The following is a 13,051-nucleotide window of genomic DNA, read 5'->3' as shown; positions in this document are numbered from 1 at the left end:
GTTTTCGCTCCCCGGATGTATGGCTCCGCTGTAGTTGGTCACATATATGGATGGATAAAGAACGTTAAACCAGTTAGGCGGAAATCTCATTGAAAAACAACTCCCAGTTTCTTGCTTCCTAACGTCTTGTCAAACGATATACTTGTCCCAATAATAGCACCTATGAATTCCCACGTTGTACCACCATCTGTAGTGCGAATGTCGGCCGAATACTTAACCGGATTTCGAAATCGGTTAGGAAGGACATTTGTGACAATCGTGTCCACGCCTATTTTAGGAAAATACGCTTCTTCCTCCAATAAATTCGAAATGCCTATCGACACATAAATACCGTTAGCATGATAGGTGTCTACTTGTTCCTGAGTCGTTACCGCAGTAATATCTGGGGGCTCATAATCGTACAAACATATAGCAAAGTTCCCCAATTCCCGGGAAAGAGCAAGGTCTTGCTGCATGTAGTTTAATCCGTTACTGCGTATAAGCCCAAGAAGAAGATCTTTGTTTTGACGTCTCACTTCACGCAAAATGTCAGCACTGAAAGATGTGACCATTATAAAATCGATCATGTTGTAGTTTTTGACAATTCGAATCATTTCTGCAACCAAGTTAGGTATGTTGCTGCTAGGATAAGGTTTAATTTCCAATCTCGGAATCAAACCGTCACACGACCTGCAAAGCGCCATAAATTCCTCAAGCGTTGGAACTTTGACATTATAGGAATATCGGGATTGACTTACATTGCAAGACTTTATTTGGACCAGCGTTAAATCGGCTACCCGACCTGTGCCCGTAGTTGTTCGATCTATAGTCTCATCGTGCATAAGAACAATATGTCCGTCCGCCGTCATAAGAATATCAGTTTCTGCTCCAGTCATCCCAAATAATCGCGACAGTTCAAAAGCTTCCAATGTATTTTCCGGTGCATATCCAAGCGCTCCTGAATGCCCTGTATAAGTAAGAGCACAATTTTTACCAATAAGGGAACGCACTTTGTCTAGGTTGTTTATTTGACTGGACAAAGATGTTTCAATACTTGGACTATACCCCACATATATTTCTTCAATCGAAATGTCGGTTGGTGCTATAGGCGCGTCGTTTGTGTAAGCCAGCAAGATGGTAACAAATGTGGTGGCTGGCGATAGAGCAATGGACGATTCAGTTGTCGGATTGAGCCCCATGCTAGCAATAAATTGACGGTTAGCATCGTATTGTCCAACCCCTATTTTATAATGCCCCGGGATTTTCCAATATAACGATTTACCAGCTTCCACTTTGAGTACGTGCGGAAGCTTTAAGCGCACACGTAAATTGCTTGGAGAGTATGCTTGATCAAGAGACACATTCGGTATGGTCGTACCAACCTCCCATATGGCAGGAAACGTATTTAACAGGTTTACCCGAGCGTATTGTTCAGTAAAAAAGATTTTGTTGTAGTAATCCAAGGAATAGTCACCTAGAATGTCACCGTATGTGAGGATCGATTTGCTGTACACTGCCGTAATATTGCTGGATTGAGCAAGAATCCTGAAATAAACCGCATGATCCGGGATTGGTATATTTTCTTTAACATACGATGTTCCGAATGCTACCGCCACATTGGACGATATCAAAGCATTGGTCTCGTCAAAAAAGTTAAAAAGCAAGCTCGGTGTCCCGGCCGTTTTTTCAATGGTCATTCAAAAGCTTAACGATCCCCACCTGCGCATTTCAAAAGTTATCATATACTCAATAGTAAATTTGGTACCAAAATGCTGGTTAACAATAACCGTGTCATCGTCGATAACAATGTCCGAACCGTTGCCGTTGTATTGACAATAACTGTATATATCGTATTTAATATTTTGCCTGACCATATTGGCCGCATTCTTCATGAAATAAAACGGAAGCGCTACGTTAGCAGGTCTTAGTGCGTTTTTAACCGCAGTATCAACATTCGCCAAACCAAGTGAGTTTCTGGGTATGCTTCTAGCCTCTTCCGCCATTGCCCTTGCAATCCAATCAACCATACTCCGCCGCCATTCCTGAAACATTAACATCTATATATACAATTGCAAACATAGCGATATCTGCCTTAAACAATCAGGGGACTTGATTTACACAAGTCCCTCATTATATCGGCGATCTACTTTACGCCGCCCCTATACCCGAAAACTTGGGCTTGTCAGACTGCTATTACTCCCGGTGAACTAAAGCGTAAAATTAATTTTTTTCCATATATAAGCATCATTGCTTTCTTTTGCGCAAACGTAAAAACTGTCTTCAACTCCGGTTGCCCCTCTTACGGAGATCAGATGTCCGCGATAGGCTGCCGAGGCTGTAGGCAAAGACGTTTTGTTGCCCACAACAACATAGTTATCACGCATATCAATCGTTCCGTAAACAGGACCGCCAATCGTTTGTAAATATGCAGCTCCTACCGAATCGGCACATTGCCCGAATATTCTTGTTATTCGCAGTTTCCCGGATGCCGCATTAGTTCCACTCAGAGTAATTCGAAAACCTTCGGTGTTATACGGGATATTATCGGAGATGATATGGACTTTTGCCGTCAAGTTCGTGTAGTCAAACACATCCGACCACATGCCTTGGTACAACTTTTGAAGCTTGATATTCTTCGGGCTTTCATTCCATTTGCCAAATGATATTCCGAAGTTGCTAAAGTAGGTGACTGCACTGGGGAATAATATTTCGATAACGATCGGGTTTATTTCTGTTGTGCTAGCATCATACTTTGCCGCAGAATTGGGACTTAGATTAAATGCATTAATCAGTTGTCCAGCTTCCGGAGCCGGGCCTCCTGTTTGTGAAACCGTGAATCTTTTATTAGCGAAAGCTAAAAAATCGTCCTGATTACCAATAAACATACCTACTTCAGGAACCGGCGGTGGAATTGTCCCGGACATCATAGTGCCTTTAAATGAATCGTCTGATTCGTAAATACCGTCTACTTTATTCCTTGTTCCCTGATCAGTTACATTTTTCTTTTCCAAATTTGAACTTATGATCGTATAGGCCGTTTTATTAGTTAACTGAGCAAGGATTCTGGAAGGAACAACATGAATATCCCATACTTTAGCAATTATTCGATTATATGCACCATTGATATAAAAGCATTTTTTTGTGATATTTTCCGTCGGCTGTATCTGGATATTGGTGAATATGTTCCCTGAGGTTTCATAGATTCCGTTATGCACCGGATGACGATAAATACTTCCAGTGGTATATATATCATACTGATTCCCGGAAAAGCCTATCATATCAAATTGATTTCCGTTAACCCATTGCGAAGTATCATCTCCAGCATTCTCTGCGTGCAGATGTATTGCCTTGCCAAAATAGATGATGTTTATGTCATAAATATGCACACCGCATACGTTGTTTCCGTTTCCTGTTGCATAAAGATATATGCCTGTGCTGCTGTGCTCATCTTCCTCCTTACTTCTAACAACACGTTCATGTCTACCGTAAAGCACCATGCTCTTGATGGATGTATTATGATTAAACGCAAACTTATCGCTGCCATCTACATATATGCAGCATTTGTTAAAGTCAACAAAACTGTACGTATCGAGTCGCGCTCCACTTATCTGTGCGTTTTTGCGAAGCTTAATCATATTTACATCAGCCGTAGGTCTAATCGTGCAACCATGTGCACATTTCAAGTGAACTTTTGGCTTCACCTCTATAGTCGCGCTTATATTGTAATTTCCCGGAGGAACAATAACCTCTCCGCCTCCAATAGACTCGATGTAGTCGATTGCGCTCTGGATTGCCGCTGTATCATCCTTGTATGCACCTGTCGCTCCGAAGTCTTTTACGTTTACGCTACCACCTTTTGCTGAAATAACCAAAGCTTTCGTAATCAAGTCAGCCAATGTGACTACCACCTTTCCTATTCGGATCCGAAACTAACAAATTCTCGATGCTAGAGTCCGAGCTATAAGGTCTTCATCCACGCTTCGATTTTGGGTACCAAATATTCTTTATAACCGCCTTCAGTCGGATGGCATCCATCCCCTACTCCACCATTCTGTTGCGAATACTCGTTGACGATTTCACTAAGACCGAAATTAAGTCCACTGGTTTTAAATAAATCAAGAAAAGGGACACTCCACTTCTCACAGATTTCTCGAGCTTTGTTCCAATAAAGCTCCGACTTGTTTTGATTTAAGAGGTCAAATGTCCCCTTTACTTTAAAAGTGACAATATATCCGATCTTTTTCCCCTTCCATCTTAGTTGGGCTTGTTTAATGATACTTTCCAACGCCCCACAAAAAGTAGTGTCGTCAAATGCAGCGGTATATGATGTCGTAATCGCCCCGATAGGAACATTGAGCCAGTAATCGTTTATACCACCTTGAAGAATAATAAAATCTGCATTCTCGTCCATATTTACAATATCCCTACATATCCAATGGCGAGGAGTGGTTCCATTGTTCGCAAAAGTCCCTGCCGCAATAGTACCGCCGCTCACTGCGTACCCGGCAGCACTCATTCCGTTCCTCTCGGCAATAACAATCCCCCATCCAGTATTGTTCCTTGGACTAAGAATTGCCGTCGATGGCCATCCCGCACCAGCTGTAATACTGTCCCCATTAAACAAAACACGCTTTCCTGCCAACGGATTATCGCTCGAAAGCAAGGGCCTTTGTATGCGCGTGTAGTACGAGCTGGCAGAAGAGGATGACGGATAGCTCGCTCCTTCAACAATAGCATCACTGCTCATTTTATTTTTATGTCCGCATACTCGCATCGTATAGGCTCCCGTAGGAGCCGTGAAAGTAAACGGTGATGAAGTTCCCGAAACTGTTCCAATTTTACTGATAAATTCGCCTTGCGCCGTATAAAAAGCACCAAATTGGGTTTCTGCATACCGAATCGAGTACTGTTTGCCGGAAACACAAGGAATATGATGGGTCGTATAGTACCCAGCGCCTGCTGTAAGAGCGCCGTTCAATAAATAGTATCCTACAGCATTACCTTCCTCATATAAGTTAAATAGATTGTTACTTCTTTCTACAAAATCAACATCAGTCGATGTGATCTTTACAGTTTTGTCACGCTTCTCTTCAGCCATCGAGCGCGCAATCAAATCCGCCATCAGACCACCGCCCTCCCCTTAACGCTAATCGTTCCTCCGGATATCGAAGAAATCCGGGCTCGGAAGGTAACGAGTCCCGTCACCTCGAACTGCCATACTTCGCCGCTCGTGGTAGTCTGGGTGCCCATGGCGAGATCGGACAAGCGAATCCCTTTCAGCGGGTAATAGCTTCCGCCGACGCTCGCCCCCTCAAAATGGATCGTGCGGCTGGTGCTTGTCCCGGTGATCTCGAGCGTTAACGTCCGGTAAGCCCCTACAGCGAGTGCAGTTCCATCTCCAGCTGCGGTTGAAGCGTCGTGTAATACGACGTCCTCCATTGCGCACCCGGTGACACGTACATTCTGGCTCCCATCCGAATGGATTCCATCCGCCTCATTGGCAATACTGTTGTCCGAACGCACCATCCGTCCTGTCTTTACGCCTAACGAATCCAACAAACTCATTCCTCATCAACCTCCATGATCGAGCTCCGATTTCTCGGGCAAGGTGAAGCGTAGGATCATCATAACACCCGATGTGTAAACTGGAATACTTTACATTTTTCACCTAATTTACAAATTAGCTCGTTCCTGCCCGTTGCTGTCGTTCCCTTTTATCTCTAAGAAAAACGATCCGGTCAAAGCTGATCCTTTGGACGGTCCTTTTCCGTGCAAGCCCATACGTCTGTGCGTGGAAGGGAATCGGTACCTTTGCTCCAGCCGGCTGTTGATGAGTTTGTGTGGGAACAACTCGGCTCCGCATGAATCCCGTAAACCCGTTTCTTGCGAACCGATCGCGTTGGACTTCGCTGAGATGACATGCATACGGTCTAACTAACCACATAAGAGTCTCTAGTAGCTTCTATTTACGGCGTATTGGGATGAAAAAGACAAATAGAGGCGATTTGTACCCCTTATTTCCACCACCTGAAAGGGTCTGTGCCTTTTTCGCGAATATTAGCAGCTTCAAACCGCTCTTATTCCTCGCCCAGGCCGGTTTTCGGACCAAAGGCTGCAAACCACTCCTATTCACCCCCCCTCCCCCCATCTAGTAGCAGGACAGAGTGCCGAACGGCCACAATAAACAACGCTAAGCAACTTGCGAGGCTAACTGACTCGGCAAGCAAGGGGGCCCTTTACCCGCAAAGGTACGGTGTTGAACGTAAACTTTCCAATCCCTTTAAGATAATCTTCATAACGAAGCCTTTGCCATGATGGATGCCCCTGCGTAAAGGGCAGCTTTTTGGGGGACAGAAAATCGCAGCCCGCTTTTTCGAAGCAAAGCTTTGAAGCTTAATGATCACTTTAGTAAAAACTTAAATCCCTTTTAACCACAAGAAAAAGCACTCTGATCAGAGTGCTTCCTCGAAAGACGAGGCCGTGCCTCGCCTGCTAATGTTAAAGATTGTCTAAGGTTCGCCCCACGCCGCCTGTCGCCCATGCGGTCCTCAATGAAGCGTTCCTGGTTCAGCTCGATTACGAGCCGCAAAGCGAGGTTGGGCAGCCATGTGTGGCCGGTCACCGCTCGCCGTCACGAGCCGCAAAGCATCCTCACTTCTCGTCCTCGGCCAGATTCCCCAAATAATAGTTCGTCAGCAGGTCGATCTCGGCGTCGAACGCTCCCCAGCGCAAAGCATATACGTTCCGGCTGCCTTGGAAGTTAAACACGCGGTTGATCCCGTTCTGGTTGCGTTTCTCCGCGTACACTTCGATACCTTGCCGGCGGAGCGTATCGGTCAACCTGTCGATATCGTCCTGAATCCGGTTGATGGCCCGCTGAGCAACCGCTGCATAAGGACTCATTACTCCGGAATTGTGATTCTTCTCGAAATACATCTTATCGCATTCGAAAGCGGACAAAACAACGGGCAGGATGACCAGATTGCGAATCAGATGCATATGTTCGGCAGGGACGGCAGGAGCGATTGGGTGTGTAGGAAGCGGTGCAGACATACGGGAACACCTCCTGATACAAGTTTTGCTTTATCTCCATTATAATCCAAACACTTGTTCGCATTCAAGAAAAATTTTACATAAACGTCCATTTCACTAACATGACTACCATAAATTTATCGGTAATCAACTTTAATCCGGGATCACGTTGCTTAGGTGACGTTCCCTAGGTTCACATTTATCCGGTTCACGCTGTCCGGATTCACGTTCCCAGGACCCCACGATGTTGCCCAGATTCCCATTACCCGATTCACGTCCCCCCGTTTCACTAATCCGGCCGGGGTTTCGAATAAAGGAAAGGACTAGCGCTCACACGCCGTCATCCACCGTTTGCGTTCTTCTCGCCCCCGCCCCTTCGCGATTTACCGCCTCTGGAGAGTCGTTTCGTTTGCTGAACATCGGCAAGTTCCAGCCGTACCGCTTGCACTCATCCTTCGCTTTCCCTTCTCTGAAAAAAGCGAACGTCGCGTTCATCTCCCCTCCGACAAGAAGGATAATCGAGCTGATGTACAGCCAGATGAGCAGCACGATCGCCCCGCCGAGGCTCCCGTACGTTTTGGAATAGCTGCCGAACGCGTTCACGTAAAAGGAAAACAGCAGCGAGGTGACGATCCAGCCCAGCGCCGCGGCCAGCGCTCCCGGCCAAACGTCCTGGAAGCGCAGCTTGCGGTTCGGAGCGAACCGGTACAGCAGCATAAGCACTCCGAGCATCGCCGCTAACGGAATTACATATTTGACTATGCTCCAGATCGTGTCAAAGCCCGCCGGGTAACCCAACCGCTCAAACAGCTGCTCGCCGATCACTTTACCGAAGACGACCATGGACGCCGACAGCAGAAACACAACGGCCAGGATGATCGTAGACAACACGGACAGGCCTCGCACTTTCCAGAACGGCCGCGTCTCCGCCTCATCGTACGCTTTGTTCAGCCCTTTGATCACCGCATTAATCCCGTTCGAGGCCGACCAGATCGTCGCCACCATGCCCAGAGACAACAGCGAATGACTTCTCGATGCGGTCACCTCATCAAGAACGGTACGAATCAATCCAGACGACTGTTCCGGAAGCACGAGAATCAGATCACGGATCACTTCATCCCCGGACAGCTGCATAACGCCGACGACACTAACTAAAAAGATGAGAAACGGAAAAAAAGCGAGAATCAGATAATACGTGAGCTGTGCGCCCATTGCCGGAACTTCGTCGTCACGAAACCGGCAAACCAACTGCCGGATAAACTCCATACGCCCGATGTTACGCTTCTTTTTCATCGCAATCCCCCATTTCTTTGTAACCTTTGTACCTATTACCCCGTATAGTATGAAACCAATCCCGGACCCTGATCTTCATTACAATTCATTCGAATCGAGCGTGATCTTATGCAAAAGAATACCGGCGGCAGCTCATGGCTCGGCTGCCTGGCCTTACTTGTCGGCTTGGTCCTGATCTTCTCCCTGCTCCCGCTCCTGGTCCGATTCGGCTGGGTCATCCTGATTCTTGCAGCCGTAGGCAGCGCTTACTGGTTCTGGCACAACAAAAATAAAGCCCGGCAGCAGCAAAGGCAAGCCGAGCTTGATATCCGTGAAACCGCCGAAAAAATCGTGCTTCAAATCGCAGCCCGCAACGAAGGGCTGATCACTCCGATGGAGGTCGTACTCGCCTCCGACATGAACCTCGAAGAAGCCGGAGAAATGTTAGAGCAGCTCCGGATTAAAGGGTATGCCAAGCTCCGCGTCGCCGAGAACGGCTCGTACGTATACGAACTGCACGGACTGCTTACCCCGCAGCAAAAAAAAGAAGCAGAAAAGCTGTAGAACGCAACGTTCTCCAGCTTTTCTGCACGTGAAGCCCCCTAATATGGAAGCATCTTCGGGGCTCGTCTTGTATAACCTATAATCCGGATTACCGCGAGCACACTCCGACGAAAAAAAGGAAATAGATAAAATCCTCACAAATGTTTTTTATTGACCAGCTCGTTGCGAACCATCTGTTCCAGCTTTTCCGTCAGCTTCGGGTGTACGGCGGGCGTCTTCTTCAGCCCGAACCAGTTGCTCCGCTTCTCCTTGGCAAGCAGCTTCAGCATGTATTGCTTTTCCTCCAAAGTAAACATCGCTTCCCCCCCTCGCTTCATGTACGTTCCGAATCCCGATTCGTTGCGGTATTTGCGGATATTCGCGAATATGAATACAACGAGGGCGGCGCGTTATGAAGCTGTTCCGCCCAGCCTTCTCCTGAAGGTGCCAGCCGCACCGGCAGTCAGCCTGTCCCGTCCTAAATAATATTTTCCGGCAGGCAACAAGCGAAGCTCAACACCGGGGCGCACAGGAATGGAGGCGTCCGACACCCGAACCCGAACATCTTGCTGCTCCGCTCCCGGCTGCTCAGTTCAATGGTGATGTGGGGAAATTTTTTCTCTATCGGTTCCTTGATGTAGGTTTTGAACGTCTCTTCCCCGAAATTGTAAGACCATTTCAGCGTGATCGGGTCCTTGTTCTCAGGCGACGGTTTGTTCGAATCATTCTGATCGGCGCCTGAGCTGCCGCCGCTGCCGGAGCTGCCTCCGCAAGCGGACATCACACAAGGGATGCGCTCATCATCGTAGTTAACAGCGTCAAAAACGGTTTTTTCAGCTTCAAACGATACCACCCTTTTGCACTAGTTTTGAGCAAGCCTATATTTATCCCGGGTAAATGAGCGGCTTGTTGCCCTATATCTAGGGTAGTGGCTGAATTATGAACGAGGTATGAATGTTCATGTCGAATTTTGTCGTTTTATTCCTAATTCGGCTCGTTATGAACCGGCTTCCGGCGGAACTTGGCCAGAAACTCGTACACGATCGGCACGATCACAAGCGTCAGCAGCGTCGAGCTGATCAGCCCTCCGATTACTGTAACGCCCAGCCCCTTGGAGATCAGGCTGCCGCTCGTACTCTCGAAGCCGAGCGCCAGCGGCAGCAGCGCGCCTACGGTCGCAAGCGCCGTCATCAGAATCGGCCTGAGACGGGTCGTCCCCGCTTCGAGCAGCGCTTCGCGTACGCTTAGCCCCTCCCGCTCCTTATGCAGGACGCGGTCCAGCAATACGATGGCGTTCGTCACGACGATGCCGATCAGCATGAGCGCGCCCATCATCGCGGAGGCGCTGATCGTCTCGCCGGCGATGTACAGAGCGGCCAAGCCCCCGATCACGGTAAATGGCAGCGAGAATAAAATCGCAAACGGGGTCAATGCTCCGCCGAACGTAATGACGAGCAGCAAATAAACGATCGCTACCGCTGCGGCCATCGCGAGGCCGAGCTGGGTAAACGTCTCGGTGATCTGCTCGGTTACGCCGCCGAATTCCACCGCGATGCCGGACGGCAGGCCGAGCGCGTCGATCGCGGATTGTGCGGCGGCCGACGCTTTGCCTACGTCCTTGACGGTAATATCCGCCGTTACGTCCGCGTACAGCCGCCCGTTTTTGTGCGTAATCGTATTGGGCGACGAGCCTTTCTCGATCGTGGCGACGTCTTTGATCGGCACAGCCGCTCCGAGGGGAGACGTAAGTGTCGTATTCTCAATGTCGGCCAAGCCCGCCGGCTCGTTCTGCTCTGCGTTCACGTAGACGTTGTACGGCTTGCCGTCCGTCTCCACCTCGGTTAATACCGGACGGGTGCGGACCGGACTCAGCCTCATCGCGATTTGTCCGGCGGTCAGGCCGAGCTTGGCCAGCTTGCTCGAATCGGCTAATACCGTGTACTGCTCATACGATTTGGACAAGCTGGACTCGACTTTCTCGAATGAGCCTTCCGCCTGCAGTGCGGCGATCACCCGTTCGACGGCCGGCCTGATCTCCTCCGGCGAATTGCCGAATACGGTGAGGCTCAGCTTGCTCCCGCCGAACCCTCCGCCAAAATCCATCTGACCCCATTTGCCGGCTGCATCCAGCTTCTGCAAATCGGCGACGAGCGCTTCCTTCTCTTCTGTAAAGTTTTTTGTCGAGCTCTCGTACTGCACGTAAAATAAGGCGGATTTGCTCGGTCCGAAGCTCATCGGCGTCTGGCCGCCGACCGAATATTGCAAATTCGTCACGCCGCTGCGGCCGAGAATCAGCTTCTCCGCTTCAAGCGCCGTTTTCTCCACGTCTACGATCCGCTGGCCCGGTCCCGGATTATAGGTCACCATCGCATATTTCTGTTCCTCCTCCGGGAGGAAGCTGACGCCGACGAGTCCGGTCAGTCCGAGGCTGAGGGCGAGCAGCAGAACCGCCGCGATAAACACTAGCGCTTTGCGGTTTAGCGAGCCTTGCAGCACGCGTCGGTAAAAGCGGGCGATCGCTCCCGGTTTGTCTTCATGCCCAGCCTTGCCTTTCAGCCCGCTGCGGAACATGAAGTGGGCCAGAGCGGGCACGACCGTAATGGCGACGAGCAGCGAAGCCAGCAGCGCAAAAACCATCGTCAGGGCAAACGGCAGGAACAGCTGGCCGACCGGTCCGCTGACGGCGCCGAGCGGCAGGAATACGGCGATCGTGACGAGCGTCGACGACAAGATCGGGACGAACATCTCGCGGGTCGCATCCAGTACGAGCGCCTTGCCCGACAGCTTCTCCGTGCTGAGTCCCATCCGTCTGTAGTTGTTCTCGATAACGACGATCGAATCGTCGACGACCCGTCCGATCGCCACCGTCATGGCGCCGAGCGTCATAATGTTGAGCGTAATATTCATCTGCTTCAGGACGACCAGCGCGATAAGCAGCGACAGCGGAATGGAGACAACGGATATAAGCGTCGTCCGGATATTGCGCAGAAACAGCAAAATAACGATGACCGCGAATAACGCTCCGAACATCGCCTTGTCCAGCATCGTGCTGACCGATTCCTCAATCGGCTGCCCCTGATCCATCATGACAAGCGTCTCCATGCCGGGGAATTGCTCCTCGAACTGTCTGGCCTTCTCCTTCACGCCGTTCACGACGTCGACCGTGTTGGCGGCAGGCGCCTTCGTCACGTTAATGCCGACCGATTCGCTGCCGTTCGTGCGGGAGATCGACTCCGCCTTGCCGACCAGCTTGACGTCCGCGATGTCGGACAGCTTCACGGTCGGTATGCCCGCCGCAATCGGCGGGACGGCTGCCCCGCCCGGAGTCATCCCGGCGCCCGGAGCGGCGTTCGGCTGCTGCGGCGCTCCCGGGGCAACGGCCGTACCGGGAGCAGCGGCCGCTCCGGGCATCGCCGCGGCTCCGGGAGCCGCTGCAGCTCCTGCAGCTGAACCGGCGGCGGATGGAATGACCGGGATGCTGAGATTGCGCAGATCGTCCAAGGTGCGGATATTGCCGTCCACGACAACCGTTTTTTCGGCGTTCTCCATCTCGAATAAACCAAGCGGCACTTGAATCGCCGATCCTTGTACGATCGCTTTGACCGTCTCTTCGCCAATCCCCAGCTCCGCCATTTTGGCGCGGTCGAACGTCAGCTCCACTTCCTGCACATACTGCCCGGATATGCTGACGCTTCCCGCCCCGTCGATCCCTTCCAGCATCGGCCGCAGTTCGTCCTGAACGAGCCGGGTCACTTCCTCGAGCTGTTTCGTTTTGCCCGACACGCTCAGCGAGATGACGGGAAAATCGTTGATGCTGATTTTCGAGACGCGTATATCCTGCACGCCTTCGGGCTTGACGAAATCGGCCAGCACCCGGCGCAGCTCGTCCTCGGCTTCCTTCATATTTTTGTCGTAGCCGTACTCGATCATGATCGACGCCGCATTCTCCATTGATGTCGAGCTTACGGTGCCTACGCCGGCCAGCGCCCGGATTCGAAGCTCCAGCGGCTTGGCCAGCTTGTCCGCCACTTCCTGCGGCGCCGCTCCGGGATAGATGGCGGTAACGGTTAATACCGGAACCTCGATGTCCGGGATCGTCTCTTTCTTCATCGTTAATCCGGCGTACAAGCCGGCCGCCGTTACGATCAGCGTCAGGATCAGGATGGCAAATTTATTGCCAAGCGAAAATCGGATTATACTTTTCAACGGAATACGCTCCTTGTTC

The 13,051-nt window shown here is 50.3% G+C and carries 11 protein-coding genes; 1 reads left to right on the top strand and 10 read right to left on the bottom strand.

What is annotated here, in order from left to right; translation table 11 throughout:
* Positions 1–86 precede the first annotated feature (86 nt).
* The 7 genes from AC3Y2E_RS01340 to AC3Y2E_RS01310 all read right to left on the bottom strand — a co-directional run bounded on the left by AC3Y2E_RS01340 (position 87) and on the right by AC3Y2E_RS01310 (position 8,304).
* Complete coding sequence (locus AC3Y2E_RS01340; RefSeq protein ID WP_379206359.1) at positions 87–1,676, bottom strand: glycerophosphodiester phosphodiesterase; 1,590 nt, start codon at positions 1,674–1,676, stop codon at positions 87–89.
* Positions 1,677–2,006 carry a hypothetical protein gene (locus AC3Y2E_RS01335; RefSeq protein ID WP_379206357.1) on the bottom strand — a complete coding sequence of 110 codons (330 nt, stop codon included), beginning with the start codon at positions 2,004–2,006 and terminating at the stop codon, positions 1,677–1,679.
* Positions 2,007–2,186: 180 nt separating this feature from the next.
* Positions 2,187–3,875, bottom strand: a complete 1,689-nt coding sequence (locus AC3Y2E_RS01330) for a glycosyl hydrolase family 28-related protein (RefSeq protein ID WP_379206355.1) — start codon at positions 3,873–3,875, stop codon at positions 2,187–2,189.
* Between the two features lie 62 nt (positions 3,876–3,937).
* The gene (locus tag AC3Y2E_RS01325; protein WP_379206352.1) at positions 3,938–5,101 is read right to left on the bottom strand and encodes an SGNH/GDSL hydrolase family protein; all 1,164 of its coding nucleotides are present in this window, start codon (positions 5,099–5,101) and stop codon (positions 3,938–3,940) included.
* Positions 5,101–5,544, bottom strand: coding sequence for a hypothetical protein (locus AC3Y2E_RS01320; protein ID WP_379206350.1), 444 nt, complete (start codon positions 5,542–5,544; stop codon positions 5,101–5,103). The genes AC3Y2E_RS01325 and AC3Y2E_RS01320 overlap by 1 nt, the downstream gene beginning before the upstream one ends.
* A gap of 1,086 nt (positions 5,545–6,630) precedes the next feature.
* Positions 6,631–7,032, bottom strand: coding sequence for a YhjD family protein (locus AC3Y2E_RS01315; RefSeq protein ID WP_379206348.1), 402 nt, complete (start codon positions 7,030–7,032; stop codon positions 6,631–6,633).
* A gap of 309 nt (positions 7,033–7,341) precedes the next feature.
* Positions 7,342–8,304: a YihY/virulence factor BrkB family protein gene (locus AC3Y2E_RS01310; protein WP_379206346.1), complete on the bottom strand. Its 963-nt coding sequence runs from the start codon at positions 8,302–8,304 to the stop codon at positions 7,342–7,344.
* 108 nt (positions 8,305–8,412) lie between these two features.
* Between AC3Y2E_RS01310 and AC3Y2E_RS01305 the strand changes: the two genes are divergently transcribed.
* Entirely contained in the window at positions 8,413–8,847 is a 435-nt protein-coding gene (locus AC3Y2E_RS01305; RefSeq protein ID WP_379206344.1) for a hypothetical protein, read from the top strand.
* A gap of 134 nt (positions 8,848–8,981) precedes the next feature.
* Here AC3Y2E_RS01305 and AC3Y2E_RS01300 read toward each other — a convergent pair whose 3' ends face one another.
* The 3 genes from AC3Y2E_RS01300 to AC3Y2E_RS01290 form a co-directional block, all read right to left on the bottom strand.
* Positions 8,982–9,143, bottom strand: a complete 162-nt coding sequence (locus AC3Y2E_RS01300) for a hypothetical protein (RefSeq protein WP_190924523.1) — start codon at positions 9,141–9,143, stop codon at positions 8,982–8,984.
* A 161-nt stretch (positions 9,144–9,304) separates the two neighbouring features.
* Entirely contained in the window at positions 9,305–9,610 is a 306-nt protein-coding gene (locus AC3Y2E_RS01295) for a hypothetical protein (protein ID WP_379206341.1), read from the bottom strand.
* Between the two features lie 200 nt (positions 9,611–9,810).
* Positions 9,811–13,032: an efflux RND transporter permease subunit gene (locus tag AC3Y2E_RS01290; RefSeq protein WP_379206338.1), complete on the bottom strand. Its 3,222-nt coding sequence runs from the start codon at positions 13,030–13,032 to the stop codon at positions 9,811–9,813.
* Positions 13,033–13,051: the final 19 nt, after the last annotated feature.

The organism is Paenibacillus sp. MAH-35 (genome assembly GCF_058135425.1).
Note: the sequence above shows the minus strand (reverse complement) of the source record. Positions and strands in the feature narration are given on the sequence as shown.

Coding starts and splice junctions, on each gene's coding strand:
- AC3Y2E_RS01320 (WP_379206350.1), bottom strand. CDS start 5,544: ATGAGTTTGTTGGATTCGTTAGGCGTAAAGACAGGACGGATGGTGCGT.
- AC3Y2E_RS01305 (WP_379206344.1), top strand. CDS start 8,413: ATGCAAAAGAATACCGGCGGCAGCTCATGGCTCGGCTGCCTGGCCTTA.
- AC3Y2E_RS01335 (WP_379206357.1), bottom strand. CDS start 2,006: ATGGTTGATTGGATTGCAAGGGCAATGGCGGAAGAGGCTAGAAGCATA.
- AC3Y2E_RS01310 (WP_379206346.1), bottom strand. CDS start 8,304: ATGAAAAAGAAGCGTAACATCGGGCGTATGGAGTTTATCCGGCAGTTG.
- AC3Y2E_RS01300 (WP_190924523.1), bottom strand. CDS start 9,143: ATGTTTACTTTGGAGGAAAAGCAATACATGCTGAAGCTGCTTGCCAAG.
- AC3Y2E_RS01340 (WP_379206359.1), bottom strand. CDS start 1,676: ATGACCATTGAAAAAACGGCCGGGACACCGAGCTTGCTTTTTAACTTT.
- AC3Y2E_RS01325 (WP_379206352.1), bottom strand. CDS start 5,101: ATGGCGGATTTGATTGCGCGCTCGATGGCTGAAGAGAAGCGTGACAAA.
- AC3Y2E_RS01315 (WP_379206348.1), bottom strand. CDS start 7,032: ATGTCTGCACCGCTTCCTACACACCCAATCGCTCCTGCCGTCCCTGCC.